The organism is Bradyrhizobium sp. U87765 SZCCT0048, from assembly GCF_018131225.1.
Lineage (GTDB): Bacteria > Pseudomonadota > Alphaproteobacteria > Rhizobiales > Xanthobacteraceae > Bradyrhizobium_A.
Genome location: NZ_JAFCMM010000009.1, coordinates 13260 through 39313, shown reverse-complemented (window position 1 = coordinate 39313; position 26054 = coordinate 13260). Strand labels below are relative to the sequence as shown.

The window sequence follows — 26054 nt, the reverse complement described above, 5'->3', positions numbered from 1 at the left end:
GTGGTCGAGGCGATGAAGATGCAGAACGTGCTGCGCGCCGAGCGCGACGGCACGGTCAAGGCGATCCACGCCAAGCCAGGCGCGACGCTCGCGGTCGATGCCCTGATCCTCGAGTTCGCGTGAGGCGATGATGTCGGCGCAGCAGAGACGCGTGGCGTTCCGCACTGTTCTGGGCGGCTCCGCGGTGATCCGGCCGGGGTCGGTCTACGACGCGGTGTCGGCGCGCATCGCCGCCGACCTCGGGTTCGAGATCGGCATTCTCGGCGGCTCGGCCGCTGCGCTGGCGATCCTTGGCGAGCCGGATCTGGTGCTGATCACGCTGACCGAGCTTGTCGAGCAGGTGCGGCGCATCACCCGCGCCGGCGCGCCGCCGTTGCTGGTCGATGCCGACCATGGCTATGGCAACGCGCTCAATGTACGCCGGACCGTCGAGGAACTGGAGACGGCTGGCGTCGCCGCGCTGACCATCGAGGACACGCTGCTGCCGCAGGCCTATGGCGCGGCGAAGCCGCAGCTGATCACGCTGGAGGAGGGCGTCGGCAAGATGACGGCGGCACGTGACGGCCGCAGCGATCCGTCACTGGTGATCTTCGGCCGCACGGGTGCAGCCGCCATCAGCGGTCTCGACGATGCCATCGCGCGCGCCCGCGCCTACGAGGCGGCGGGCGTCGACGCGCTGTTTTTCACCGGGCTCAAAAGCCGCGCGCAGGTGCAGGCGATCGCGGCGGCGACGTCATTGCCGATCATGCTCGGCACCGTGGATGGCGAGCTCGACGACGACGCATTCCTCAGCGCCCACCGCGTGCGTATCGCCAACCAGGGCCATGCGCCGATCGCGGCGGCGACGCAGGCGGTTCATGCCACGCTGAAGGCGCTGCGCGAGGGCGTCAGGCCGAAAGCGCTGACGGGCCTGCCGTCGGCGGAATTGTCCGCGCGGGTGATGCGCGACGACGAGACGAAGCGGCGGCTGGCCGACTGGCTCGGTCTCGGCGGCTGATTGTGCGAGGACGGCCATGACGAGTCCGCCATCGGCGCCTGTCGTCACTCATGTCATCATCCGCGGCCGCGTTCAGGGCGTCGGCTACCGCGCCTGGGTCGAGGCGACCGCGCAGCAGCGCGGCCTTGCGGGCTGGGTGCGCAACCGCCGCGACGGCGCCGTCGAGGCTGTCTTCGCGGGAGCGGCCGCCGACGTCGCGCAGATGATCGACGCATGCCGACGCGGCCCGTCGCTGGCCCGCGTCGACGATATCGCGGAGACGCCGGGCAGCATCGATCTCCTGGCGCAGCGGTCGCCCGGCGCCTCCTTCACGGTGCTGCCGACCGTGTAATGGTGCGTCGACCGTCCGCGCGCCGATGATCGGGCTACTGGGTGTTGACGCAGTACTTGCGCGGCGGCGTGGTCGTGCAGTCGAGCGCGCAGGACAGGTTGCCGTCGCACTGCCAGTCGCCGACGGACACACCACCGCACGATCCGCTGCAGTAGTGGGTGAAGGGCTTGATGCGTGCGAAACTGGCGATCGCACCGATCCCCCTGGTGGCCGGCAGCAGGCTCAGCGTGCCGAGGTTGCCGACCCTGGTCTGGGTGTTCGCGGACTGCGCCTTCGGATTGGCTTCCTGGGCGCGAGCGTTTGTGCAGACCAAAGCAGCACACAGAATAGCGGCATATACCGCGAAGGCGACCGAGCGTTTCATCCCCCCTCCTCAAACCGATAAAATATCGGTCGAGGATAGGTAGCGGCGCGATTTGCGCAAGGTGGATGATCCGCTCGCCGGGTTCATGCCGCGGCCTTGCGGAATGCGGCCGCCAGCAACCGCAGTGCAGCAAGCTTGGCGCCGTCGCTGACGCGTGAATGCAGTATCACCTTGGAGAGGCCGATGCGTGGCAGTCCGTGCGCCGGGCCGATGTCGATGAGCCCGGGCGGGGCGATGCGCGCCGCCAGCGGCGCGACCGCGAGGCCCGCGAGAGCGGCTGCGACCACGGCGCTGACGCCGCCGCCGATGAAAGCCTCGCTCCACGCCACATCCGCCTTGTCGAGCGCTCGCACCGCCAGGGCCCGCACGCCGCATGGCGGTGCGAGCGTGGCGAGCGGCAGCCGGTCGTGGGACGACAGCTCGAAGGTCGGCGCTGCGAACCAGCCGAAGCGGTCCTCGGCGAGCATCTCGCCGCCGCGCCGACCGGCCTCCTGACGCACAATCACCGCATCGAGGCTGCCGGCATCGAGGGCGTCGAGCAGGTCACGCGAGAAGCCGATCGAGACCGACAGGGTCAGGGTGGCGGCGAGGCCGCGCAGGCGCTCCAGCAGCGGCACGAGTTCGGGCCCGGCGGCGTGATCGCTGACGCCGATCGTCAGTTGCTGCCGCACGGGCTGGGTGCCGGTGAGGGCGCGATCATGGGCCGCCATCAGGGCGGCGGCATTGTCGCGGAACGCGATGCCGTCGGCGGTCAGCCGCACGGCGCGTGGCGAGCGTTCGAGCAGGCGCTTGCCGAGCAGCGCCTCGAGACGCTGCAGCTTCATGGAGACGGCCGCCTGGGTGGTGCCGAGCGCTTCTGCCGCGCGGGTGAAGTTCTGCAGGTCGGCCACCAGCAGGAAGGCCTGGACGGTCGGGATGTCGAGCGCGGTCATGTCATCATCACGTTGTCTTATGATTGATATCAATAATCATAAGATACCAAAATGATGGGCCGGCGCCTAGGTTGTCTTCAACGCGATCGATCGCGTCATTCCAGGAGAACGACCATGCCGCTCATCACCGTCCGCTACACCACGCAGAAGACCTCGCCGACCCTGAAGGCCGACCTCGTCGCCGCCGCCAGCGGGCTTGCCGCCGAGATCCTGCACAAGGATCCGAAGGTCACCGCGGTCATCGTGGAAGCCGCCGATCCGGCCGACTGGTTCGCCGGCGGCGTTTCGCTGAGGGAGCAGAATCTGGCGAGCTTCTGGCTCGACATCCGCATCGTCGACGGCACCAACACCAAGGACGAGAAGGCGGCCTATGTCGCCGCGATCTTCAAGCGGATGGGCGAATTGCTGGGGCCGCTGCACCACGAGAGCTACGTCCATGTCAACGACGTGCGGGCAGATGCGTACGGCTTCGGCGGCCTGACCCAGGAGCGGCGCTATATCGCCCGCAAGCTCGGCGTGGCGGCGGTCTGATCAGGCGCTCTCGGCGAGGCGGGCGGTCGCGGGGCCGAAGATCTCCTCGAACGCCTGCCGCAGCGCCACGTCGACGTCGGTCATGGTCACCGGCAGGCCGAGGTCGACAAGGCTGGTGACGCCATAGCGCGGATCGGCGATGCCGCAGGGCACGATGCCGCCGAAGTGGCCGAGCTCGGGCTCGACATTGATGGCGATGCCATGGAGGGACACCCAGCGCCGCAGCCGCACGCCGATGGCGGCGATCTTGTCCTCGAAGCCCGGACCCTTGTCCGGCCGCGCCACCCAGACGCCGACCCGGTCCTCGCGGCGCTCGCCGCGGACGTTGAAGGCGGCGAGGGTGCGGATGATCAGCTCCTCCAGGCTCGCCACATAGGCGCGCACGTCCGGACGCCGCGCCTTGAGGTTGAGCATGAGGTAGACCACACGCTGCCCGGGTCCATGATAGGTGAACTGGCCGCCACGGCCTGTGGAAAACACGGGAAAGCGGGGGTCGAGCAGGTCGCCGGTCCGGGCGCTGGTTCCGGATGTATAGAGCGGCGGATGTTCCAGCAGCCATGCCAGCTCGGGCGCGCTGCCACTGGCGACATCGGCCGCCCGCTGGTCCATGACGGCGAGCGCCTCGGGATAGGGGACCTGGCCATCGGCAATCCGCCATTCCGCCGGGGCGGCCCCGTCGGTAGCTCGAAAGTGCGTCAGATCAAGGGCTTGGCGGGCGTTAACCATTAGCTAACCATAACCATGGTGTTCTCTTCGCATCGTCCATTGCGTGAGTCCGGTGCACCGTGTCCACCCTCGACAAGGTTTCCGTCGATCTGATGGTCGTCCTCGGGACGACCACCATGCCCATCCATCAGGTGATGCGGCTGAGCCGCGGCGCCATCATCGAGCTCGACGCCACCGAACAGGACGAGGTGAAGGTGCTGGCCAACAACCTGCCCGTCGCCAGCGGGGCAGTGGTTGTGAACCGCAACCGCATCGCCGTCGAAGTCAAGCGAATGTTGCCCCGAACTCCTGATCATAGATAGGCATTCGGGCCTTGTCGGTGCAGACCTGATTTGTTACAGGAGCGCCGGTTGATGCGGCACTGATTCACATCGGTGCCAAAACCCTGCGGTCGTGGCGGAATTGGTAGACGCGCTGCCTTGAGGTGGCAGTGAGTAAAATCGTGGAGGTTCGAGTCCTCTCGACCGCACCAGGCCCTTTGAAAGTCGTTGCGAGACTTCGGGGCTGGTTCGCCAAAATCCTCAGCTTGTTTCTGAAAATATCTGATAGCGCTGCGATTTCCGGTTTGGAAAGCGCTGTTGAGTGTCGCTGCCCGTTCCCATGATTGTGCGATCGTGGCACAAGCCGTCATCTTGCTGGCCTGGGCTTAGGGGGAACGGGCTGAAATGCGGCTGCGCGCGTGGGGTTACTTCGGCGTCTTCGGTCTGGTCGCCGGCTATTTCCTGATCTGGCCGGTATGGCGGGCCCAGTTCCCGCTGGAGATCTGGCCGACCGAAGGCTGGAACGCCTACTATCAGGACCTCGGCGCACGCTGGCTGTCGGTCTATCCGGCGCCTGACGCCCTCATCGCCAACAACTATCCGCCGCTGTCGTTCTACGGCATCGGCCAGCTCGCCCGTCTGTTCGGCGATCCGCTCTATGTCGGGCGGGCGCTGTCGATTGCCGGCCTGCTGGCGGTCGCGGTGGAGATCGCGCTGGCGGCGCGGCTGCTCGGCGCCAGCCTCGCCTGGGGGGCGGTCGGCGGCCTCAGCGTCGTCGCGGTGATGGCGCACAACTTCCTCAACTATGTCGGAGCCGATGACCCGCAGCTCGCCGGGCAGGCGATCATGGGCGCGGCGCTGGTGTGGTTTCTCGCCGGCGATCGCGCCGGACGTTCGCCCGTCGGGCCGTTGCTGCTGATGGTGCTGGCCGGTTTCTGGAAGCACAACATGATCGGCATTCCGGTCACGGCGGTGCTGTGGTTGCTGGCGCGCGACTGGCGCGCTGCGCTCATGCCCGTCGCGGTCAGCGTCGCCGCGGTGGTCGCGGGCTTCGCCGCCTGCCGGCTGTTGTTCGGGCCGGATTTTCTGACGAACCTGCTGGCGCCGCGCACCTACAGGCCGATCCGTATCGTCCAGAACATTGGCCACCTGCAGTGGCAGGTCGCTGGCGCGGTGATCTTCGCGCTCTGGGCCGCGGCGAACCGCGGCTCCAGGGCGGCCCGTTTCACGGCGCTGCTGATGGTCGTCGGCCTGCTATCGTGCCTGCTGCAATGGTGCGGCGACGGTGTCTTCCACAATGCCGAATACGACCTCGTGATCGCGGTCGGTCTCGGCACGGCGCTCGCGCTCGACGGCGCCGACCGCACGGTGCTGGCGCGCTGGTTCACGCCGGCGCAGGTCTGCGACGGCATGGTCATCGTCCTCTTGCTGCGGTTGTTGCTGTCGAACCGCCAGGAGCCGGTCCTGGTGCTGTTCAACCCCGATTTCCGGGCGGCCTTCCATCAGGCCGCGGTGGTTGCGGATGCCGAGGCCGCGCGCCTCGCGGTTTTGCCCGGTCCGACGTTCTGCGACAACAAGCTGATCTGCCGCATGGCGGGAAAACCGTTCACGGTCGACGAATTCAAGCTGGAGCAGATGGTGGCGAGCGGAGCGGCGACGCCGGCGTCGATCGACGCCATGCTGAAGGCGCGCGGCATCACGCGGTTTGCCGCGGACCTGCGAACATGGAGCTATCGGGTCGAGCAATTCGCCTCGGGCCGGGCGGTGGCCTACTGAGCGGCGCGGCGGTCGGCCATCGTGCGCCGAGAGAAATGGCGTGCCGAGGGAAATGACGAGCCGGGAGAAGCGGCAAGGCGGCACGGGGCCAAGGGAAATGAATTGCCGCGGGGCGAGGCCGGTCATCCGGCCGCACCCCGCGGAACGACGTCAGTGCATCATGCCGGCGTGTTCGGCGCGGCTGAGATGCACGGCGCACTCGCCGGGTTTGGATTCACTCAGGGCGGTGCTGGCGAGCGCGAGCTCCTTGTTCGCGACCCACTTGTTCGGTGCACCGTCGGGCAGAGCGGAGACGTAATCGTTGACCTTCATCATGTGATCGCCGCCGCAGCCCATCAGCGTGGCGGCCGGGGCCGGAGCCGCCGACAGCGCGACGGCGGACAGCAGAGCGGCACCAAGGAGATTTTTGTTCAAATTCTTGATCATGATGTTGTCTCATGTTTTCCAAACAAACGCGGCATCATTGCCCCGGTTTGCGGATGGATTCATACGTCGGGCCTTGTGGTCTTAGGATAATGTGGGCGATGAACTTTTTGTGCGCGAGTCGTGATCGTGCGCCGGCGGTGTTCGGATTTCGTCTTGAACTTCGGCCCTGTGCGCACGATCGGCGGTCGCGCCGGTCACAATCGCGAATTTGCGCTCGCGAAAACGTGACGCGGGGGGCTGCCGCGCAGATTGCCTAGGATTTCGAAACATGTCCCGGCGTTGCTGCCATGGCAGCCGACGCCGGGATCTCGCCGCTCGGGGGACTACTCGGAATCACGCCTGTCGTCGTCCGCGCCGCTTCGGCGGCGGGCGATGCCTGCCTGTCGCACCAGTCGCGGACAGGGCGCCCATCGCCATGTCATGCGCAGCTTGGAACAATGGAATGACCGCTCTCAGCTACGTCTATCGCTTTCTGTCCAACTTCCTGTTCATGGCGATGGTCTATTTCAGCCTGAACTTCCTCGACCGCTATCAGCAGCGGGCGATCGTCGCGATCCTGGTGCTGGTGTATGCCTCGATGCGCACGGTGTCGGCGCTGCGCTCGTTCTATTTCTACCAGCGCATCGAGCGGCTGGAGATCGAGACGCGGCGACTGGCGAGCATCCTTCAGTCGGTCGAGCCGCCGCGCAAGCAGATCGTCGGCGAGGTCAGCCAGCTCCGTCGGCATGGCGAGGTGAAGGCCTATATCGACCTGCTGTTCCTGTGCCTGATCGTGCTGCTGTGCCTCGCCAAGATCATCTCGAGCTGAGGCGGTCGGACGCTGGTCAGTGCAGGACGATCGGTCCGCGCTGCAAGCCGACGGTGGTGACAGGGGCGCTGCCCGACATCTGCCGCAGCGCCTGGCTGTCGTTGCGGTAGGCGATCGGCTTGGCGGCCGTGCCCGCCGGCGCAGGACGGGCGCCGCCTGTCGCGGTGCTCACGGGAATGGCGCGTTGCGCCGGGCTGCGGCGCGCCATGCGGACCTCGGCGCCGGGCATGCGCGGCATGCGGAACAGCGTGGCGTCGGGCGCCGGCAGGTCGGTGGCGGCGAGCGCGGCCAGCGCCGGCTGACGTGGCCAGGCTGGCGCGGGCGGCACCGGCACGGTGTCGGCGGCGAAGCGGCCGGGGCGATAAATGTGCTCGCGGCCATGAAAGATCACGGGATCGTCGATGTAGCGCATGTCGACGATATCGGGGGCCGGCATCTGGGCGGAGCCGGCGAACACGAAGTGCGGAATCGCCGGCCAGCGCGCCGTCATCGCCTGTGGGGCATCCGGATGCAGCAGCCAGTCGCGCGGCTCGGTCGGCGTCTTCGGCTGGTCCGGCGTCGCCGCCACGACGTGGACGATACGATAGCCGCGGGCCTTGAGCTCGTGCAGCAGCGTCGGCAGCATCGCCGCGGTGCGGCCCTGGATGTCATGCAGCAGCAGCACGCCCTTGCCCTTGGCCTCGAGCCGGGTCAGGGCGAGGTTGAGCACCTGCGCCGACGAGATCGGGCGCCAGTCGTCGGCCGGGAAGTCGGCGCTCCAGGTCTGGATGCCGCGCGAGGCGAGATAGTCCTCGACGCCTTCGGCGCGCAGCAGGCCTGGGATCCGGAAGAACGGCGACACCTTGGCGGGATCGCCGAGCGCGGCGACGGTGTGCTGGATGCCGTCGTTGATCTCCTGCTGGGCGCGCTCGATCGGCATGTGGTTGAAGCTCAGCGGATGGTTCTCGCTGTGCGTGCCGATGGTGTGGCCGGCCTCGTAGAGGCGGCGTACGCCGTCAGGGAACTGCTTGGCCATGCGGCCGATGATGAAGAACGTCGCCTTGACGCATTCGGACTGCAGCGTCTGAAACACCTGGGTGCTGTGCGGCGGCAGCGGGCCGTCGTCGAATGTCAGCACGACCTCGTGGTCCTTGAGCGGCAGCGTCTCGCGATACTGCATCGTGCCGATCTTGGTGTGCTCGGTCGGATCGATCACGAGCGTGCGCGACGTGCCGAGCGCGTTCGGGTTGCCCGGGCAGTCGGCGGCGCGGGCCGCAGGGATCGCCAGCGCCAGCGCGGCAGCGAGGCCGAGGCAAAGGGCAGACATCGGACCCCGACGCCCGACTGACGCAGCTTCCATCATCTCACCATATCGTCCCGCATCCGGGCGACCATAGCGTCCGGCGAATGAACGATGCCTTAACCAAACGCTCCCGGTCAGTCGGGCGCGGGCCGGGATCGGTTCAGTGGGTGACGCGTTCATCCGGCCCTGTTTGCTGCGGAGCGCTCTGCTGTGGAACGATGTGCACGACCCGGTAGCCGTTGGTGCGCAGGAAGCGCAGGAAATCCGGCAGCATCGCCGCCGTGCGGGCTTTGGTGTCGTGGAACAGGATGATGCCTTTACGGGCCGATTGCAGCCGCTCGGTGGCCAGATTGAGTTCTTGCTGGGGCGTGATCTCGTTCCAGTCGCTGGCCCAGAGATCTGCGCCGAACACCGCGATGTCGCGCGCCTTCAGGCTGTCCAGCAGGGCCGGCGTCGAAGCGAAGTAGGGGAAGCGGAAGAACGGCGTCGAGGGCGTGGTGGTGGCGCGGCCGTGCAGGGCGGTTTCGTCCGCTGCGATGCCGCGGTCGATGTTGTCGGCCGCCTCGGCTTCGGCGATCGTGCTCATGTTGGGGTGGTTCCACGAGTGATGGCCGACGGTGTGGCCGGCCGCGGCGATGGCCTTGACGAGCTGGGGATTGGCCGCCGCGCTCTGGCCGATCATGAAGAACGTCGCGCGCACGCATTCGCGGGCAAGGGCGTCGAGGATCTTGCGCGTGGTCTGCGGCCGCGGCCCGTCGTCGAAGGTCAGCACCACCTCCTTGTCGGCGAGCGGCAGCGTCTGCGGGAAGCTCTTGGTGCCGACCTGGGGATACGCCTTCGGGTCCACCGTCAGCACGCGCGCGGTGCCGAGCGCGTCGGGGCGCGGGCAGTCGGCGGCGTGCGCCGGGCCGGCGAGAGCAGCGAGAAGCAGCGTGGCCGCGAACGCGGCGCGAGGCAGGGCCATCATGATCTGGTCCGACTGGGCGGCCGGTTCGGTCCGGGGCCGCGCGGCGATTGTGTCTGTGCGCTATTTAGGCCCGATCGGGCGAAGCGTCGACAGGCAGTTCGGCAGGTCGTCCTGCGTCGGTGGCAGGGCCGGCTGCCCCGGATGTGGCGCCCGTGCGGCTTTTCATCGGACCTTAACGGGCCTCGCCGACCATGGCGGGGCGGCCGCGATGGCCGCGTCGCCGACGGGGCGCACCATGCAGCGTCTGAGACTGAAAGCCGATGGCCGGATCGTCGAATTGCGCGATGGCCGCGAATTCCCGTTGATACCGGCGGCCGTGCCGCCGCCGACGGTGCGCGACCTGCGCAGGCGCGCGCGCCTGACCCAGGCCGAGTTCGCCCGCCGTCTCGGCGTGCCGCTGGAGACCATCCGGAACTGGGAGCAGGGCAAGCGCTCGCCGCGTGGTCCGGCGCGGGCATTGCTGGCGGTGATCGCGCACGCGCCCGACACGGTGTTCGCGGCGCTCGCCGGAGCCGATGCTTCCGCTTGACCGGACCGGGCGCAGCGGTTTTGCTGGCAGCAGCGATCCGGAGGCAGCCATGCACACGATCGATGCCAATGGTGCACGCATTCCCATGCTCGGCCTTGGAACATGGGAGCTGCGCGGCCGTGTCTGCACGCGCCTCGTGGAGCAGGCGCTCAAGCTCGGCTACCGCCACATCGACACTGCGCAGATCTACGAGAACGAGCGCGAGGTCGGCGACGGCGTGCGCGGCTCGGGCCTGCGCCGCGACGAGGTCTTCGTCACCACCAAGATCTGGACCACGCATTTCGCGCCGCTGGAACTCGAACGCTCCGTGAAAGAGAGTCTGGCGCGGCTGCGCATGGGTGAGGTCGATCTGCTGCTGCTGCACTGGCCGAACCCGCAGGTGCCGCTCGCCGAGACCGTCGGCGCGCTGGCGCGCATGCGCGAACTCGGTCTTGCGCGCCACATCGGCGTATCGAATTTCACCGTGGCGCTGATCGCGGAGGCGGTTGCGGCGTGTCCGGCGCCGCTGGTCTGCGACCAGGTCGAGTACCATCCCTTCCTCAGCCAGACGCGGGTGCTCGATGCCTGCCGGCGCAACGGCATGGCGCTCGTCGCCTACAGCCCGATCGCCAAGGGCAAGGTGAAGGGCGAGGCGACGCTGGCGCGGATCGGCCGCGCCCACGGCAAGTCCGCCGCCCAGGTCTGCCTGCGCTGGCTGGTGCAGCAGAACGTCGTCGCCATCCCGCGAACCTCGCGGGTCGAGCGGCTGTCCGAAAATCTCGCGATCTTCGACTTCGCGCTGGCGGACGCCGAGATGGACGAGATCTTCGCCCTCGCGAGTCCGACCGGCCGGCTGACCAATTTCGCCTTCGCGCCGAAGTGGGACTGAATCGGGCTCCGGCCGGTGCGATGCTCACTTCGTCATGGCCGCTCCGGCCCATGGCGCGCTTTTGCGGTTGATCTTGCGCCACCGATCGGCGAAGCAGGCGCCGTCCGAGGAGGCGTCGCCCGCATGTTTTTCGTCCTGTCCAAGACCTTCGGCTTCTTCGCCATGCCCTCGAACGCGATCGCCGCGCTGTTCGTGGTGGCGGCGCTGTTGCTGGCGATCGGCTGGCGGCGCGGTGGCCGGCGGCTGCTGGCGTTCGCGGTCGTCGTGCTGCTGTTGGTCGGCTACTCGCCGCTGTCGACACTGCTGCTGCTGCCGCTGACCGAACGCTTTCCGGCGTGGCCGGCCGACGGCCGCGCGCCCGACGGCATCATCGTGCTCGGCGGCGCGATCAATCCGGATATCTCGGCGGCGCGCGGCTCGATCGAGCTCGAAGCCGCCGGCGAGCGGATCCTGGCGATGTTGCAGCTCGCGCGGCGCTACCCGCAGGCACGCATCGTGTTCACCGGCGGCAGCGCCAACCTGACCGCGACGCCGGTACCCGAAGCGCCGATCGCCGGCCGGCTGCTCGACGAGTTCGGCGTCGCGCCGGACCGCGTCATCCTGGAAAGCCGCTCGCGCACCACCGACGAGAATGCGGTGTTCACCCGCCAGCTGGTGACGCCGAAGCCGGGCGAGCGCTGGCTGCTGGTCACGTCGGCCTTCCACATGCCGCGTTCGGTCGGGGTGTTCAGGGCCGCGGGCTTCGATGTCGAGCCGTATCCGGTGGACTGGGGGCTGCGCGGCTGGGGCGATGCCTACATGCCTTTGGAGACGCTCGGCCAGGGTCTGCGCCGTGCCGACCTTGCGATGCACGAGTGGAGCGGGCTGGTCGCCTACTGGCTGAGCGGCAAGAGTCGCGAGCTGTTTCCAGGCCCGCGCTGACGCGCGGCGCGCGTCTGTGCGTCAGTCGTGCCGCGGCAGTCCGAGACGGTAGACGCCGCGGAAGTCGCTGGGATCGACCGGCTTGCCCTTGCGGTAGATCACGAGGCGTCCGGCGAGGGCGAGCGTCACCGCCGCGCGGCGGATCGGCACCAGCAGTTCGTGCCAGTCGCGCTCGCCCGCGATGGCGTGGGCGATCTCCGGCGGACTCAGCGTCTTGCCATGGGCCGTCGTCAGGACCTTGAGGATGGCCTCGTCCAGCGGCACGGCCGATACGGTCGAATCGGAAGCAGTCATGTCATTGCCATGGCGTATCGCCGGAGCGGCCGCAAGCACCACCGCGGGCCACGGGCTGCGATTGCTTGAATCGCACCGCAGGGGCAAGATGCCGGCCTGCATGGAGTGTTGATCATGAGCCTGACGCTGGTCATCGGCAACAAGAACTATTCGTCCTGGTCGATGCGGCCGTGGGTGGCGCTGCGCGGCGCCGGTATCGCCTTCGAGGAAGAGCTGATCCCGCTGTACACCGGTCCGGCCGACAAGCAGCGCATTCTCGACGTCACGCGCTCGGGCAAGGTGCCGGCGCTTCGCGACAACGATCTCGTGGTGTGGGATTCGCTCGCCATCATCGAATACGCCGCCGAACGCTTTCCGGAGGCGAAGCTGTGGCCGCAGGACCGCGCGATGCGCGCTCACGCGCGCGCGGTGTCGGCGGAGATGCATTCCTCGTTCGGCGCGCTGCGCCGGGAATGCGGCATGAACCTGCACCGTCCGGTGCGGGCGACACAACTCTCCGACGATGCGCGCGCCGACATCGCCCGCATCGAGGAGATCTGGGCCGACTGCCGCGCCCGCTACGGCGCGCAGGGGCCATTCCTGTTCGGCGCCTTCAGTGCCGCCGATGCGATGTACGCCCCCGTGGTCCATCGTTTCCGCACCTATGCCGTCGAGGTCTCGCCGGCCACACGGACCTACATGGCGACCATGCAGGCCTTTCCGGCGTTCCGGGAATGGACCGAAGCGGGGCTGGCCGAGACCTTTGTCATCGCGCGTTTCGAGGACGATTGAGCGCACCGGTGGTCGGCGCGGCCTTACGTGGCCACCGCGCGCACCGGGGGATCGTCCGCCCGCCGCGGCGCGAGGTTTTCGTGCAGCGTGACGTGGGCGTGGACTGGTTGTGCGGGGTCGGCGCGGTGTCGCATGGTTATGTCTCGTCGCCGTGTCCCGTCGCCGTGTCTCGCAGTCGTGTCTTGCGGCGCCGTCGTCTCCCGGTGTGTCATGCGCCGGTCACGGTGCCGTGCAAACGACGTCAGGTCAGATGCACGTGACGTCAGCTCAGAAAGGTCCGGTGCAATGGGTATTCTCGACGATCTCGGCAATTCGCCCGCGCTCAAGGGCATTCTCGGACAGCTGGAGGCCTCGGTGCTGCCGGCGGTGCTCGGCGAGGTCCTGGGCAGTGGCGGGCAGGGCGGTCTCTCCACCATCCTCGCCAAGCTGCAGCAGGCGGGCCTCGGCGACCAGGTGAAGTCGTGGCTCGGGAACGGCCAGAACCTGCCGATCTCGGCCGATCAGCTCAAGCAGGTGCTCGACAGCGACCAGGTCAAGCAGTTGGCGGCGCGGTTCGGCATCCCGATGGACCAGGTGCTCGACGCGCTGGCCAAGCAGCTGCCCCATGTCGTCGATCAGGCGAGCCCCAACGGCACGTTGCCTGACTCCGCCTAAGGTTCTGGACAGCCTCTATTTTCGGGCTCCGGACGGCGTTTCCGGCGCGGTTTTTGCCGCGCCGCAGCGTCAATGTTCGAGGCGCGTCCCGCCGGAACGCCAGAACCCCGTTCATCTTATTGATATGACAGGAATATTTTCGGACCCGCCGGGGCCTAAAAGGCTGGCTAATTGAGCGAGTGGCGTGCTATACACCCTGCGGGCATCCCGTCGGCCGGTTGGGGACCTTCGGGCCGATTTTGTCTCGTCTCGCGTGATGGAGAGGGTGTTGAAGCATAAATTCGTCGTTGGAGAAGCGGTCTATTTCACGGCCAGCAATGTCGCGCGACCCGCGGCGAGCGGCACGTACGAAGTGATCCGACAGCTTCCGACCGAGGGTGACGACTGCCAGTACCGCATCAAGAGCTCGACCGAAGCGTTCGAGCGCGTCGCCAAGGAAAGCCAGCTCGTTTCGGTGGCGTGAGAGCGTTTCTCTCCGCCGCGTGTGACGAAAGCCTTGTTTGATTGAAGCCTTTTTGAATTGAAGGCTTGTGTGAATAAAGTCCCTTCGCCCTATTGATGTCGCATCGCTCCGTCAGTGAGATCGGGGTGCGGGCGCCGGGGCGCGACGTTCGCCGAGCATCTGCGAGGGGCGTCTTTCATGAACTTGGCCTGGGCAACATCGCTTGATCAGTTGTGGCGCACGGCGCCTGTCCCGATGTGGGGCGCGCTGATCGCGATCATTGCGTTCGCGCTGGTGCTGCTGGTGACGCTGATCCGTGCCGAGAGATCGGTGGCGAACGGCGTGCTTGCCGTGCTCACGCTGCTGGCGATCGGCGTGGCGTCCATGGTCTCCGTTCGCGGTGTCGCGACGGGCGGGACGGGCGCGCCGTCCGAGGTGCGGGCGATGCCGGCGCCGATCGGGATCGCGGCGCTGTCGTGCCTCGATGGCCTTGCCGGCGATGCGGTCGAGAGCGCCTGCGAGCGCGCGCTGTTCGGGGCGCCCGATATGGCCGCCGCCGCGGTGTCCTATACTGCCGGCCAGATCACCCGTCTTGCGGGCTATGGCGACCAGGCCGCCGCCGACCGTGTCATGACCCCGGAACTGGCTGCGCTGCGCCGCGCCGTCGAGCGCGATCGCTATGGCCTCGTCGCGCAGGTGCTGAGCACGCGCGATGGCTGCACCCCGTCGGAGTGCGACTTCTACAAATCCCTATCGGATCACAACCAGATCGCCGCTGCGATGACCGACCGCACCTACGCGGGCCTCGTCGGCCGTTACGCGCTGACCTGGGCGGGCCCGGCGCAGGCGGCGGCTCCGGCCGCGCCGCCGGCGCTCGCCGGTGCACCGGCCGCGGCGGCTGTCGGGGCGGTTCCGCCGCCGGGCAAGCCGGTGTCCGGCGATTTCCCGAGCTCGGCCTCGATCCCGCCGGTCAACATCATGGCGTCGGAGCCTGCGGGCAAGCCCGCCGCGGCTGCGCGTCCGGCGCCTGCTGCTGCAACGGCGGCTGCACAGCCCGCGGCTCCAGCCGCGGCGGCGCCCAAGGTCGCGCCGCGCAACGCCGACGCCGCTGCGCCGCAGGCCAGGCGGCCGGCGCCGAAGAAGCCGCCGGCAGCGGCATCCACAGCTCCTGCACAGGCCGGACCGACGCCGCAGCGCGATCCGCTTGCTCCCTCCGCGCAGAGGGACGATAACTGATCCGAACCGGCTCGCCGGTGCCATCCGTCATGCCGCGGGGCCGTGATCTGTTCCGCTGAAGGCCAGTCGCGCGAACTGCATCGTCATGCCGCTTCATCTCATCAAGCTCAGCGTCGGCGCCGAGTCCATCAAGGATCTCGACGGCTGGATCAAGGCGCGGATGAAGCAGACGAAGAACAAGCATCACGTCCACGTCACGCGCATGACTCCCAAGCGCGACACCGAGCTGCTCGACGGCGGCTCGATCTTCTGGGTGATCCGCGGCGAGATCCTGGCGCGCGAGAAGCTGGTCGCGATCGAGCCCTTCCGTGACGCGGAAGGCATCGGGCGTTGCCGCCTGATCATGGAGCCCAGGCTCATTCCGGTGGTGCCGCGGCCGATGCGCGCGTTCCAGGGCTGGCGCTATCTCGAGCCGAAGGACGCGCCGCCCGATCTCGGCAAGCGCGACGACGGCCTTGCGGAGATGCCCGAACCGATGCGGCGCGAGCTGCGCGAACTCGGCCTGCTGTAGCCGCGCGGCGGCCGCACCGGGCGGTCGCGCGTGCCCTTCAGGGGCCTCTCCGGCTAAAGGGGCTCAGACCCTGATGTTGTCGATCAGGCGGGTGGTGCCGATCCGGGCGGCCACCAGCAGGCGCGCCGGGCCGTCCTTGAGGCTCTTGATCGGCGCCAGCGTTTCGGCATGGCGGACCTCGAGATAGTCGAGAGCGAAGCCGGCCGCTTCGATCGCGGCCGCGCCGGCGGCCAGCGCCGCCGGCAGGCCCTTGCCGGCGCGCATCGTCTTCGCCGTGTCCTTCAGCGTCCGGTACAGCACTGGCGAGGTCGCGCGATCTTGCGGCGACAGATAGACGTTGCGCGACGACATCGCGAGGCCATCGCGCTCGCGCACCACCGGCGCACCGACGATCTTGACCCCGAGGTCGAGGTCACGTGCCATCCGCGCCACCACCTTGAGCTGCTGAAAATCCTTCTCGCCGAACACCGCGACGTCCGGGCGGACCTGGGTGAACAGCTTGGTGACGACGGTGGCGACGCCGCCGAAGAAGTGCGGCCGGAAGCGATCCTCGAGATCGACGGTTGCCGGCCCCTCGAGCGTAACACGGCTGGCGAAGCCGTCGGGGTACATCACCTTCGCGTCCGGATGCCATACGAGGTCGACATTCTCGGCGGTCAGCTTGGCGAGGTCCGCCTTCCAGGTGCGCGGATACGATCCGAGATCCTCGTGCGCGGCGAACTGCGTCGGGTTGACGAAGATCGACACCACCACCTTCCTGGCGTGCTTGCGCGCCAGCCGCACCAGCGAGATGTGGCCCTCGTGGAGTGCGCCCATGGTCGGCACCAGCGCGACGTCGGCGTTGCGAGCGCGCAGCCCGTCGACGGCGCGGTGCAGGGCGGGGAGGGTGCGGGCGATCTTGGGCGCTTTGGACATGAGATCTCGGAACGTTGAGGTGAGACGGATCGGCGGGCCCGATGGCGATTGCGCGCATGGCGCGGGACGCCCTGCATAGCAAAGCACCGGCGTTCGCGCCAACGCTGCCATGCGCCGCATGGCCGGCCCGACCGGCATCGATCGCCGCGTGCTCACGATGCCCGGCAAGACCTTGGCAAAGACATCCCAGAGACCTCGCAATGGCAGACATGGCCGCGCGCTGTCGCGTGACCCGCGGCCGTCGCGCGTCGGCAACGCGAAGGCCGCGGGCAAGTTCACGACCGGTGGGTACATCGTCGTCGGGCGCGCGCGACCGTGTCGCGGCTGTATCGACGGCGCCGGCGGTGAGTGGCGCGTGTCGAGGAAACATCCGTGCTCGTGCAACTCGTCGTGGCGAGGAGCGCACCATCGCGCGCAACGGCGATGTCATCGCCGGCAACGCGCGAGCGTCGACAGCGTCTGCCGATGCGTCCTGTTCGTGCGGGCGATTGTCTGCGATGCGGGGCGTGCCTGGTGGGTCTTGCGCATGCGATTGCCGGTGCGCCGATCAATGCCAGCGTTCGCGATGTCGAGGAGATCGAGGCTGTCGCTCCGCGCCGTTGCGCCTGCACGGGCAGGGATGCGCTGCGGCGACGATGCGCGACGCGCGCGAACTGACGGCGCGCGACGCCCGCGACAGGACGTCGCGCGGCAGGCGGTCGGGCATGTGGCCGGACATGTGGTCGGACCTGCGCAGGCGCGGGCCCTGTCGCCACGCGCGGGTCGGTTTGCAGTTGCTGCGGCCATCGCGGGAAGAGGGCACCCAGCCGCTGCGCGGCAGTGCGCGGCCGTGGTCCAGGTGGGCCGGGAAGCGCTGAGGCCGGCCGCAGCAGCGGGCGCGTGAACGGATTCGCTAAAAATGAATCCTTGTTCTTCCCGGCTCCAAAATGAATCGGTGTTCTAATTCCGTGCTTGCCGCAGTGAATATGCGGGACAGCCGTCCGACGAATCTTCCCAAGATGCTGTCCCTGAAGGCATTTCCGCGTCCGGCTGCAACCAAGGCCAGAAAACCCCGCGATTTTCGGCCGGAAATGGCGTTTGGTTTCGTCTACCGCAGGTGCGGTGGTGGAAAGCCCCTGATTTACTGGAGAAAACAGAATTGCCTGAGCAGCTGCACAAAATTACGGTGCTCTGCACAATTAAAAGACCGAAACCTCACAACATTTCGGCTGTTGTCACAGCGTCGTTATGTTTATCTTTCAGGTACGAACGGGAATTTGACCACTGGATCTGATCACCGCCCCGAGAGGCGATCGCCTGCCGAGGATCGAATGAAGCGTGGCCTGCTTATAGCCGTTGCAGCTGCCGTGTGCGTCACCGGCGCCTACTTCTCTTTCAGCAAGTGGGCGATCCGGCACGAGACCGTCGAGCTCTACGACGCGGCGCGGGATCGCGTGATCGACGTCGACGTCGCGATCCGTCGCGATGCCGAAGTGCGGTCGATGGCAGGCCTGACGACGTTGCCGGTCGCGGTCGTCAACCATGGCAACACCGTCAAGAACACCGAGTATTCCTTCCTCGCCAACGTGCTTGCGATGCGCGGTTATCTCGTGCTCAGCGTTCAGCACGACCTGATGACCGACGCGCCGCTGGTGACCAAGGTCGGCCAGCTCTATGTCGGCCGCCTGCCGGTGTATGAGCGCGGCGTCGAGAACATCCTGTTCACCGTGAACGAGATGAAGAAGCGTTTCACCAACGCCGACTACAGCAAGCTGATGATGGTTGGTCATTCCAACGGCGGCGATATCTCGATGTTCTTCGCCAAGGAACATCCGGAGATGATCAAGCGCGTGGTGACGCTCGATAACCTGCGCGTGCCGTTCCTGACCGAAGCCAAGTTCAAGATTCTCTCGTTCCGTTCGAAGGATCCGAACTTCGTGCCCGATCCGGGCGTGGTGCCCGATGATGACGAATGCGCGCGCACCGGCATCGAGGTCATCAAGACCGGCGCCCAGCACACCGACATGAGCGATCGCGGTCCCGAGGCGGTCAAGGAGAAGATCCAGAACACCCTCGACCAGTTCCTCAGTGAGGATAGCGATCTGCGTCCGACCCGCACCGACGTGCTGAAGATTTCAGGCGACAAAGTCTCTACAGGCACCGCGATCTCCGGCGGCGCGCCGGCGGCGGATCGCGCCCAGCACTCCGCAGCGCTGCTGCCGTCCCAGCGATAGCGTCGCCGCCTCCGGCTGAGCGCGAGCGGATCTCGCCGCCGCGCGATGTGCCGGGGTGTGCGTCTCGCAGTTTCACAAGTCAGGCCGGCCGCCGTCATCCCTGATCGCCTGCGCCCGAAGGCTTGCCCGCGGACCGTCGCCTCACCACATCGAGCGGACGTGATATCGAGCCCACGCGGACGCGATATCGCGTGAACTTTGCTTGCGGGGCCGCATGAGCCGTCAACCTTCACCACCGTCATCGGGGCGTACGCCGGCCACAAGCGGTGGCCAGGCCGTGCAGGACGTCACCTCGAGCGCCGCCGATATCGCCGCCTTCGTCGCGCGTGCGCGCGCCATGGCGCCGCGCTCGGGGCGCGGGCGTCTGGTTTTCGCGCTCGATGCCACCATGAGCCGCCAGCCCACTTGGGACATGGCGTGCGAGCTGCAGGCCGAGATATTTCGCGAGGCGGCGCGCATCGGCGGGCTCGACGTCCGCCTCGTGTACTTCCGCGGGGCGGGCGAATGCCGGGCGAGTCCATGGATCGCCGATCCGGCGCAACTGGCCCGGCTGATGGCGCGGATTTCGGTCGAGGGCGGTCACACCCAGATCCACAAGGTGCTGTCCGAGGCGCGGCGCGAGGCCGTTGCCCATGGCGTGCGTGCGCTGGTGTTCGTCGGCGATGCCATGGAGGAGAACCCGGACGACCTCTGCGCCAAGGCCGGCGAGCTCGGACTGCTCAAGGTGCCGGTCCTGATGTTTCAGGAGGGCCATGATGCGGCTACCGAGCGCACCTTCCGCGACATCGCGCGCCTGTCCGGCGGCGCCTATTGCCGCTTCGATGTCGGGGCGGCGGGCCAGCTGAGCGAGCTGCTGCGCGCGGCGGCGGCCTATGCCGCGGGCGGCCGGGAGGCGCTGCAGCGGTTGTCCGCGTCCGGCGGCGCCGCGGCGGCGCTGCTGACCCAGATAACGGGGCGCTGAGCGCTTTTTGCATCGCGCGACGGTGCGCCCGCTTCCGCAGGCGAGCGCCAGCGTCTATCTATCGGTCATGCCGACCTTGATCGCGGGCGCCATCGCCGTCTTCGTTCTGTATTCGCTGCTGCAGATGTTCCGGGCTGCCAACCCGGCGCTGCTGGCGCGAGCCATCAAGCTTGCGGGCGGGGTGGTGTGTCTTGCGGTCGCCGCCTTCACCGGCCTGCGCGGGGAGCTCGCGGTCGCCATTCCGCTCGGCCTGTTCGGGGCGGGGTTGCTCGGCTGGTCGCCGGCGGCTTCGGTGTTCGGCAATCTCGGCGGTTTCGCCCACTGGGGCGGGCGTGGCCGCAGCAGCGGCAAGACCTCGAACGTGCGCTCGGCGTTCCTCGACATGACGCTGGATCACGACAGCGGCACGCTGAGCGGCACCATCATTGCCGGCAGCCAGGCCGGCCGCTCGCTCGAGACGTTCGATCTTCCGCAGCTCGCGGCGCTGATGCCGACCTTCGATGCCGAGAGCTGCGCGCTACTTGAAAGTTATCTTGACCGCCGCTTTCCCGCCTGGCGTCAGAACACGCAGGGCAAAGGGGCAGGGAGCCAGCGCAACGAGCCGGCGGGCGGCAAAATGACGGCGCAGGAGGCCTATCAGATCCTTGGCCTGGAGCCGGGCGCGGGGCGCGACGAGATCAGCCGGGCTCATCGCGGGCTGATGAAGAAACTGCATCCCGACCAGGGGGGCTCGACGTACCTGGCGGCTCGGGTCAACGAGGCCAAGGAGACCCTGCTTCGCACTCATCACAGCTAACTCCAGTACGCAACATCACGCGACACACTGCGAGCAGCCTGTTTCTCCGATCGATGCCTCCGGCGCATTGATGCGCCGATCGTGATGCGCCATGCGCACCCGCCGCCGTGTCCGGCGGTCCTGCCTGTTATGGTTTATTTTTACCGAGCAAACGTTGACGAGTGGTTTCGCCCGTTGCGGCCGGAAGGTCGCGGCATCGTGCCGTCGTAAGCCTGCCGTGCCGCCTAAAAGCAAAATGCCCGGCCAGGGGCCGGGCATTTTGTCGGGCAGTCGCCGCACGCGCTTAGTTGCGGATGGCGATGCAGGAGATTTCGTTGCGCTTGAGGGTGCGGCAGGCGGTCTCGGCGCTGTCCTTGTCGAGGCCGGCGAAGCGGGCGCGGTAGAAGCTCTTGCCACCCTTCGACACTTCCTCGGTGAACGGATCGGCCTTGCCGAGAACGGTGGCGGCGCTGCGGGCGGCGTCGAGGCGCTGCTTGGCTTCGGTTTCGCTCTGCAATGCGCCGACCTGGATGATCCAGCCGGAGCGGGCGCGGCTGCTGCTGGGGGCGGGCTGGGCGGCCGGGGCGGCAGCGGTCACCGGGGCGGGCGCGGCGCGTGCCGGGTCGGCGTAAGCCATCGTCTGGGAGTGCTGCTGCAGCGCCGAGGCCGGCAGAACGCCGAGGATGCCCTGGCCGGTGCCGTACTTCGGATTCTGCGGCGGCAGCTCGGCCACCTTGGCGACCACCGAATTCGAGGTCTCGGCGACATCGGCGCGGGCGGGTGGGATGGAGGCGGTAGCGGCCGGAGCGGCAACCTGGGACGGCGCGGCCGAGGCGACGCGGGTCTGGCCGGACTTGATCTGCACGGTCTTGACCCTGACCGGTGTCATCGGCTCGGCCGAGCCGGGGACGATCGGCAGCGGCTGCGAGATGACGCCCGATGTCAGCGGCGCTGGGGTCGGCTTGGCCGGGACAGGGGTCGGCGCCGGCTGCACGGCCGCCACCTTGTTCGGGGCGGGCATCGGCATCGGTGTGCGGGCGGCGTCGTCGGCATCCTGGGCGGCGGTCTGGATCGCGCCCTGCACCTGGACCGGCGGGATGGCGGAGGGGGCGACAGCGGCGCGCGGCGCCGGCTTGCTCTCCGGGGCGGCGTCGGCGGCATCGTCGGCGCTCGCGACCTTGTAGTCGGCGGGATTGCGCTCGGTGATGGCCGCGACGGTGCGGCGCGTGGCACCGCGATCGAGGTTCTCGGCCAGCAGGTTGCGCATGATGGCATCGCGCGAGCCGCCGGAGCGGCCGCCCAGCACCACGCCGACGAGGTGGCGGTTGCCGCGGCGCATCGAGGTCACGAGGTTGAAGCCGGAGGCGCGGGTGTAGCCGGTCTTGATGCCGTCGACGCCCTCGACGCGGCCGAGCAGGTGATTGTGGTTGCGGATGACGCTGCCGCGGTAATGGAAGTCGTTGGTGGCGAAGAAGCGATAGTAGCGCGGGAAGCGGTCCTGGATGGCGCGGCCGAGAGTCGCCTGGTCGCGCGCGGTGGTGATCTGGTCGTCGTCCGGCAGGCCTGAGGCATTTTTATAGGTGGTGCGGCTCATGCCGAGCGAGCGCGCCTTGCGCGTCATCAGGGTTGCGAAGTCGTCCTCGTCACCGCCGATCGCCTCGGCGATCACCACGGCGGCGTCGTTGGCGGAGCGGGTGACGAGGCCCTTGATGGCGTCCTCGACGCGGATGCTTTGGCCGGGGCGCAGGCCAAGCTTGGTCGGCGCCTGCGAGGCGGCGTGCGCGGAGACGTCCATTTCGCTGTCGAGGCTCATCTTGCCGCTCTCGAGCTTTTCGAACAGCAGGTAGAGCGTCATGATCTTGGTGAGCGAGGCGGGATGGCGCGGGCTGTCGGGATTGTTGGCCTGCAGCACGTTGCCCGAATTGCCGTCGACGATGATCGAGGAGAAGGGCGGCGAGTAGCTGGAGGACACCCGCACCACATGACGGCCACGGTGGTGGCTGTGATGATGGCGGCGCCGGGCGTCGGCCGTGTCCGTGGTGAACACAATGGCCGCACTGATGGTTGCGAGCCCGAAAATGCAAAAACGAAGCGCCCGTGCGGACGCCGAGGTTGCACCGATCATAGACTACCCCGTCCGATATTCAGCGATCGCGGCATCCGGAAAACCCGCTCCTTTCCCGGACCCGCTCCCCACTTTTCCTCGCGTGCCCCCGCACGCGAACTGGACGACAGTTCGCTCGAGAGCACTGTGATCACCGGCTCGTGAGGCAAAATTGTGCCCGCAGACCGGCATTACCTGACTGCGGCGCTTCGGACAGTTCTCTCGGAAAATGGCGGCGGAAGGCGCCATTCTGGCTAAGAGGCTGTGCCTGAACGTTTTTTCGGAATCCTTCCGGAACGTCAGCAACGCAGGGATCAAAAGTAGGAGGACGGGGTTTCCAAAGGGTTAATGAACTGTTGCGAAGATTCGCTAACTTCCCGGCGAATAAGAGATTAAATTTTTGCGACGCACAATTTCATTGACTATAATTGTGCGGTGCACTATAAACCAGAAGTGGTCTTAGGGAGCCGGGACACCGGCACATCCAGCAGCAGTCCGGGAGAGGATCCAAGATGGTTTTCAAGGTTGAGGACTTCCAGAACTTCGGCAAAGAGCAGTACGAGGCCGCCCTCGCGTCGGTGAACGGCTTCACCAAGGGTTATCAGGCGATCGCGACGGCCTATGCCGACTTCTCCAAGAAGTCGTTCGAAGACACCAGCTCGTTCGTCGAGAAGCTGTCGGGCGTGAAGTCGCTCGAGAAGGCGCTCGAGCTGCAGACCGAGTACACCAAGACCGCGTACGAAACGTTCGTCGCCGAGTCGAAGAAGATCGGCGAGCTCTATGTCGATCTCGCCAAGGAAGCCTACAAGCCGTTCGAGGGCTACGTCGCCAAGTTCTCGCCGGCCACGACCGCGACCCACTGATCGGTCGCAGATCTGCTTCGCGCAGGCTTCATAAAGCAAGTCTGCCATGAATACGAAAAGCCCGGCGCAAGCCGGGCTTTTTTGTTTCGGGGCGGTGCCGCGGAGACGGGCTTTTACTGCGCGATGCGCAGTTTCGACAGCGATGTCGCGATCTTGTCGAAGGCGTCGCTGATGCCGCTGCCGGTGGTCGTCCGCTGGAAGCCGGACTTGCCGCAGTACTGCATGACGCTGGAATTGGCCGTCCCGTCCGTGTCGACCTGGATGGTGAACAGCATCGGCGCCGGCGCCGTGCCCGACGGCACGATGTTGTCGCAGAGAAGCCGCTGCCGGGCGTCGATCGAGCTGACGTTGGACGATGTGCGATTCTGCGTGTTGTCGCCATCGGACAGCAGGATGATGACGTCGTTGTAGATGTAGTTCGGGTCTTTCAGCGGCGCGTTGAGCGGCGACTGGTTGAGCAACGACAGCCACGCCCATGCGAGGCCGATGACCTGGTTGGTGTTGCCGCTCGGCTGCATCTTGTTGATCTGGTTGATCAGCGTGGTCGAGCCGCTGAGAACGTCGGTCAGCGGCGTCAGCTCGATCGGGCAGGCGTCATACTGTTCGGCCGGAAACAGCGTCGGCGTCAGCAGAGGGGACGGCACGATCGACGTGGTGTCGTTGCTCTGGTCGCGGTCGGTCACGCAGCCGGTCCAGGTGTTGTGGTTCGCCGGCGTCCAGCTGCCGCCCTGGCTCTGACAGCTGGTCTTGTTGGTCGGCATGTTCCAGCTGCTGTAGTTCTTACAGGTGCCGTTTCTCTCGTCCCAGGTGTCCGACTGCCCGTTCCACTTGAGCCAGGCCGCGTTGACGTTGGATGTGCCGACGTTCACGTCCTTGGCGAACGGGACGATCGACACCATGATGTCGCCGGAGTTCTTGGCCCAGCCCCTGAACTTGTTGACGAGGGCAATGGACGCCGTCTTCAGCGCATTCATCTTGTTGGCGCTGGCCATCGAGCCGGTGTTGTCGAGCGCCATCGCGACGCGGAGCCGGGTAATGCCCCACTTCGCGGTCGAGCTGACGTTGAAGTCGATGTTCGGCACGCCGCCGAGTTTCATGAAGTCGGTCTGCAGCGAGCCGGAGGCGGTCAGCACGACGCTGGAGCCGCCGCCGGTGGTCTGCGCGGTGTATTCGGCGGTGAAGGCGATCTTGGGCGCTTCGGGCCGGCTGTACAGCGCGTTGAAGTAGGCCTGCGCCGCCGCGGCGAGTTGCGTGGTGTTGAGATTGGCGGCTTCCTTGGACAGCATCAGCGCGGTGGCGTCGAGCGCCGCCTGCATGGCGCTGCGCGCGTGGTTGGCGCGGGCGTAGTCGATCGCCGCGCCGATCATGGCGAGCAGTGGCACGAGTACGATGGCGAAGGTGATCGCGACATTGCCGCCGCGATGGCGAACATACGCGGTCGCCGCTGCGGCAAGACGGGATGAGATGGAGGTCATGACACCTGAACCTGCTTTTTCAGAAGTGTCTGTGGGACCCCGGTGAACAGGGGGTAAAGTGATGCCCGGAAACCCCGGTAGTGCGACGTAGTGTCCTGCCGGCATGCGGTTCGCGGGCGGCGTATGCTGTTCATCCGGTAAACGGCGCCGGGCCGGTTCGACGTTGCGGCGTGATGTTTCGTTAACCGTTTGCGACCGGGGCGACGCGGTCCCGCGCGCCGCTGCGGTCCACAGGGGCGTCCTTGCGGCCCGGGCGCCGTCAACCCATATCGGTAATAATTCGGACAGGGGGCGGCGCCGCAGTTGACGGGGGGCGCCAATCTCGCAACCCTGAGGGGCATGACCTTTCCGAGTCCGCCGGGCCGGCTTTTCCACCGTTTCAAAGGGAAAAGTCGCCTAACTTGTTCAAGGCGGAGCATTTTTGGTTGCGAACCGGTGTCCGGTTCGCCTGAAGATGGTTCTGTCGGGGGCGGACCCGAAAGCGGCTGGACGCACCGGCCCGGTCGGGCGAATGGCACGCGGGTTTGCCCGTACGCCGTCGCGCCTGCGGTGGGGGTGGTCGTGTCCGGTCGGCTATGCCCGGCCAGACATGTCCGGTCAGACAGGGGACTTCAACGTCAAGCAACGAGCCATGTCGTATTCAGAAGAACATTCCGGAACCCGTTCGGCGCGATTTTCAGCGCTCGCCGTTCACATGAGCGGCGACGAGGGGCGCAATGCCGGCCCCAACGTCCCAGGCATTTCCGTCATCACCAAGGTCAAGCCGCGCGCCAAGCGCCCGAGCCTGTATCGCGTGCTCCTGCTCAACGACGACTACACGCCGATGGAATTCGTCGTCGAGGTTCTGGAACGGTTCTTCCAGAAGGATGCCGAGGCCGCCACCACCATCATGCTGCATGTCCATCATCACGGCATCGGTGAGTGTGGCGTGTTCACCTACGAGATCGCTGAAACCAAGGTGACACAGGTCATGGATTTTGCGCGCAAGCACCAACATCCTTTGCAATGCGTGATGGAAAAGAAGTAGCATCATCGAAAGGCCCCCGGTTCCGATTGCGATGACGGAAGGTTGACACCGGCGGAAACGATAACAAGTTAAGCTGACGGCTGTGGGGCCACAAA

At 67.1% G+C, this 26054-nt stretch carries 30 protein-coding genes and 1 tRNA gene; 21 read left to right on the top strand and 10 right to left on the bottom strand.

The window, feature by feature from the left end; translation table 11 throughout:
- From JQ639_RS34750 to JQ639_RS34740, 3 genes are all read left to right on the top strand, one after another.
- Positions 1-123 (top strand): acyl-CoA carboxylase biotin carboxyl carrier protein subunit (locus JQ639_RS34750; RefSeq protein ID WP_211990956.1); only part of this gene is annotated, 123 nt, incomplete at its 5' end.
- A gap of 7 nt (positions 124-130) precedes the next feature.
- A complete protein-coding gene (locus JQ639_RS34745) occupies positions 131-997 on the top strand; it encodes an isocitrate lyase/PEP mutase family protein (RefSeq protein WP_211969821.1) in 867 nt (288 codons plus the stop codon).
- 16 nt (positions 998-1013) lie between these two features.
- Positions 1014-1328 (top strand): acylphosphatase, encoded by a 315-nt coding sequence (locus tag JQ639_RS34740; RefSeq protein ID WP_211969822.1) that lies wholly within the window; start codon positions 1014-1016, stop codon positions 1326-1328.
- A 34-nt stretch (positions 1329-1362) separates the two neighbouring features.
- Here the strand turns inward: JQ639_RS34740 and JQ639_RS34735 are convergent, their stop codons facing one another.
- Together JQ639_RS34735 and JQ639_RS34730 are read right to left on the bottom strand one after the other, a co-directional pair.
- Complete coding sequence (locus JQ639_RS34735; protein ID WP_211969823.1) at positions 1363-1692, bottom strand: hypothetical protein; 330 nt, start codon at positions 1690-1692, stop codon at positions 1363-1365.
- 83 nt (positions 1693-1775) lie between these two features.
- Positions 1776-2624 carry a LysR family transcriptional regulator gene (locus JQ639_RS34730; RefSeq protein ID WP_211969824.1) on the bottom strand — a complete coding sequence of 283 codons (849 nt, stop codon included), beginning with the start codon at positions 2622-2624 and terminating at the stop codon, positions 1776-1778.
- A gap of 114 nt (positions 2625-2738) precedes the next feature.
- Here JQ639_RS34730 and JQ639_RS34725 point away from each other — a divergent pair, with 114 nt between their 5' ends.
- Positions 2739-3155, top strand: coding sequence for a tautomerase family protein (locus JQ639_RS34725; RefSeq protein WP_211969825.1), 417 nt, complete (start codon positions 2739-2741; stop codon positions 3153-3155).
- Here the strand turns inward: JQ639_RS34725 and lipB are convergent, their stop codons facing one another.
- Entirely contained in the window at positions 3156-3881 is a 726-nt protein-coding gene (lipB, locus tag JQ639_RS34720) for a lipoyl(octanoyl) transferase LipB (RefSeq protein WP_211969826.1), read from the bottom strand.
- Between the two features lie 59 nt (positions 3882-3940).
- Between lipB and JQ639_RS34715 the strand changes: the two genes are divergently transcribed.
- The 3 genes from JQ639_RS34715 to JQ639_RS34705 all read left to right on the top strand — a co-directional run bounded on the left by JQ639_RS34715 (position 3941) and on the right by JQ639_RS34705 (position 5917).
- On the top strand, positions 3941-4183 hold the full coding sequence (locus JQ639_RS34715; protein ID WP_211969827.1) for a FliM/FliN family flagellar motor switch protein: 243 nt from the start codon (positions 3941-3943) through the stop codon (positions 4181-4183).
- Positions 4184-4268: 85 nt separating this feature from the next.
- A tRNA-Leu gene (locus JQ639_RS34710) sits at positions 4269-4353 on the top strand.
- Positions 4354-4546: 193 nt separating this feature from the next.
- Complete coding sequence (locus JQ639_RS34705) at positions 4547-5917, top strand: hypothetical protein (RefSeq protein WP_211969828.1); 1371 nt, start codon at positions 4547-4549, stop codon at positions 5915-5917.
- 150 nt (positions 5918-6067) lie between these two features.
- Here the strand turns inward: JQ639_RS34705 and JQ639_RS34700 are convergent, their stop codons facing one another.
- The gene (locus JQ639_RS34700) at positions 6068-6343 is read right to left on the bottom strand and encodes a hypothetical protein (RefSeq protein ID WP_211969829.1); all 276 of its coding nucleotides are present in this window, start codon (positions 6341-6343) and stop codon (positions 6068-6070) included.
- Between the two features lie 442 nt (positions 6344-6785).
- Between JQ639_RS34700 and JQ639_RS34695 the strand changes: the two genes are divergently transcribed.
- Positions 6786-7151, top strand: coding sequence for a hypothetical protein (locus JQ639_RS34695; protein WP_211969830.1), 366 nt, complete (start codon positions 6786-6788; stop codon positions 7149-7151).
- A gap of 16 nt (positions 7152-7167) precedes the next feature.
- Here the strand turns inward: JQ639_RS34695 and JQ639_RS34690 are convergent, their stop codons facing one another.
- Positions 7168-8457, bottom strand: coding sequence for a polysaccharide deacetylase family protein (locus tag JQ639_RS34690; RefSeq protein WP_249123590.1), 1290 nt, complete (start codon positions 8455-8457; stop codon positions 7168-7170).
- Positions 8458-8593: 136 nt separating this feature from the next.
- Positions 8594-9400, bottom strand: a complete 807-nt coding sequence (locus tag JQ639_RS34685) for a polysaccharide deacetylase family protein (RefSeq protein WP_211969832.1) — start codon at positions 9398-9400, stop codon at positions 8594-8596.
- Positions 9401-9635: 235 nt separating this feature from the next.
- On the opposite strand from JQ639_RS34685, the gene JQ639_RS34680 reads away from it, so the two are divergent.
- The 3 genes from JQ639_RS34680 to JQ639_RS34670 all read left to right on the top strand — a co-directional run bounded on the left by JQ639_RS34680 (position 9636) and on the right by JQ639_RS34670 (position 11718).
- The gene (locus JQ639_RS34680) at positions 9636-9929 is read left to right on the top strand and encodes a helix-turn-helix domain-containing protein (RefSeq protein WP_211969833.1); all 294 of its coding nucleotides are present in this window, start codon (positions 9636-9638) and stop codon (positions 9927-9929) included.
- Positions 9930-9978: 49 nt separating this feature from the next.
- The gene (locus JQ639_RS34675; protein WP_211969834.1) at positions 9979-10797 is read left to right on the top strand and encodes an aldo/keto reductase; all 819 of its coding nucleotides are present in this window, start codon (positions 9979-9981) and stop codon (positions 10795-10797) included.
- Positions 10798-10920: 123 nt separating this feature from the next.
- Complete coding sequence (locus JQ639_RS34670; protein WP_211969835.1) at positions 10921-11718, top strand: YdcF family protein; 798 nt, start codon at positions 10921-10923, stop codon at positions 11716-11718.
- A 21-nt stretch (positions 11719-11739) separates the two neighbouring features.
- Here JQ639_RS34670 and JQ639_RS34665 read toward each other — a convergent pair whose 3' ends face one another.
- Complete coding sequence (locus tag JQ639_RS34665; protein WP_211969836.1) at positions 11740-12012, bottom strand: DUF3253 domain-containing protein; 273 nt, start codon at positions 12010-12012, stop codon at positions 11740-11742.
- A gap of 114 nt (positions 12013-12126) precedes the next feature.
- Here JQ639_RS34665 and JQ639_RS34660 point away from each other — a divergent pair, with 114 nt between their 5' ends.
- From JQ639_RS34660 to JQ639_RS34640, 5 genes are all read left to right on the top strand, one after another.
- Positions 12127-12783, top strand: coding sequence for a glutathione S-transferase family protein (locus JQ639_RS34660; RefSeq protein WP_211969837.1), 657 nt, complete (start codon positions 12127-12129; stop codon positions 12781-12783).
- 285 nt (positions 12784-13068) lie between these two features.
- Positions 13069-13437, top strand: coding sequence for a YidB family protein (locus tag JQ639_RS34655; RefSeq protein ID WP_211969838.1), 369 nt, complete (start codon positions 13069-13071; stop codon positions 13435-13437).
- A gap of 256 nt (positions 13438-13693) precedes the next feature.
- Positions 13694-13900 carry a hypothetical protein gene (locus tag JQ639_RS34650; RefSeq protein WP_211969839.1) on the top strand — a complete coding sequence of 69 codons (207 nt, stop codon included), beginning with the start codon at positions 13694-13696 and terminating at the stop codon, positions 13898-13900.
- A 177-nt stretch (positions 13901-14077) separates the two neighbouring features.
- Positions 14078-15115, top strand: a complete 1038-nt coding sequence (locus JQ639_RS34645) for a hypothetical protein (RefSeq protein WP_211969840.1) — start codon at positions 14078-14080, stop codon at positions 15113-15115.
- Positions 15116-15200: 85 nt separating this feature from the next.
- Positions 15201-15626 carry a DUF1489 family protein gene (locus tag JQ639_RS34640; RefSeq protein WP_211969841.1) on the top strand — a complete coding sequence of 142 codons (426 nt, stop codon included), beginning with the start codon at positions 15201-15203 and terminating at the stop codon, positions 15624-15626.
- A 63-nt stretch (positions 15627-15689) separates the two neighbouring features.
- Here the strand turns inward: JQ639_RS34640 and panC are convergent, their stop codons facing one another.
- On the bottom strand, positions 15690-16541 hold the full coding sequence (gene panC, locus JQ639_RS34635; RefSeq protein WP_211969842.1) for a pantoate--beta-alanine ligase: 852 nt from the start codon (positions 16539-16541) through the stop codon (positions 15690-15692).
- Positions 16542-17851: 1310 nt separating this feature from the next.
- Between panC and JQ639_RS34630 the strand changes: the two genes are divergently transcribed.
- From JQ639_RS34630 to JQ639_RS34620, 3 genes are all read left to right on the top strand, one after another.
- The gene (locus JQ639_RS34630; protein ID WP_211969892.1) at positions 17852-18754 is read left to right on the top strand and encodes an alpha/beta hydrolase family protein; all 903 of its coding nucleotides are present in this window, start codon (positions 17852-17854) and stop codon (positions 18752-18754) included.
- Between the two features lie 214 nt (positions 18755-18968).
- On the top strand, positions 18969-19715 hold the full coding sequence (locus tag JQ639_RS34625) for a vWA domain-containing protein (protein WP_211969843.1): 747 nt from the start codon (positions 18969-18971) through the stop codon (positions 19713-19715).
- 67 nt (positions 19716-19782) lie between these two features.
- The gene (locus JQ639_RS34620; protein ID WP_211969893.1) at positions 19783-20511 is read left to right on the top strand and encodes a DnaJ domain-containing protein; all 729 of its coding nucleotides are present in this window, start codon (positions 19783-19785) and stop codon (positions 20509-20511) included.
- A gap of 283 nt (positions 20512-20794) precedes the next feature.
- Here JQ639_RS34620 and JQ639_RS34615 read toward each other — a convergent pair whose 3' ends face one another.
- The gene (locus tag JQ639_RS34615; protein WP_211969844.1) at positions 20795-22615 is read right to left on the bottom strand and encodes a D-alanyl-D-alanine carboxypeptidase; all 1821 of its coding nucleotides are present in this window, start codon (positions 22613-22615) and stop codon (positions 20795-20797) included.
- A gap of 491 nt (positions 22616-23106) precedes the next feature.
- On the opposite strand from JQ639_RS34615, the gene JQ639_RS34610 reads away from it, so the two are divergent.
- Positions 23107-23457 (top strand): phasin family protein, encoded by a 351-nt coding sequence (locus tag JQ639_RS34610; RefSeq protein ID WP_211969845.1) that lies wholly within the window; start codon positions 23107-23109, stop codon positions 23455-23457.
- A gap of 113 nt (positions 23458-23570) precedes the next feature.
- Here the strand turns inward: JQ639_RS34610 and JQ639_RS34605 are convergent, their stop codons facing one another.
- The gene (locus JQ639_RS34605) at positions 23571-24932 is read right to left on the bottom strand and encodes a TadE/TadG family type IV pilus assembly protein (RefSeq protein WP_211969846.1); all 1362 of its coding nucleotides are present in this window, start codon (positions 24930-24932) and stop codon (positions 23571-23573) included.
- A gap of 694 nt (positions 24933-25626) precedes the next feature.
- On the opposite strand from JQ639_RS34605, the gene clpS reads away from it, so the two are divergent.
- On the top strand, positions 25627-25959 hold the full coding sequence (gene clpS, locus JQ639_RS34600) for an ATP-dependent Clp protease adapter ClpS (RefSeq protein ID WP_211969894.1): 333 nt from the start codon (positions 25627-25629) through the stop codon (positions 25957-25959).
- The last annotated feature ends 95 nt before the right edge of the window (positions 25960-26054 follow it).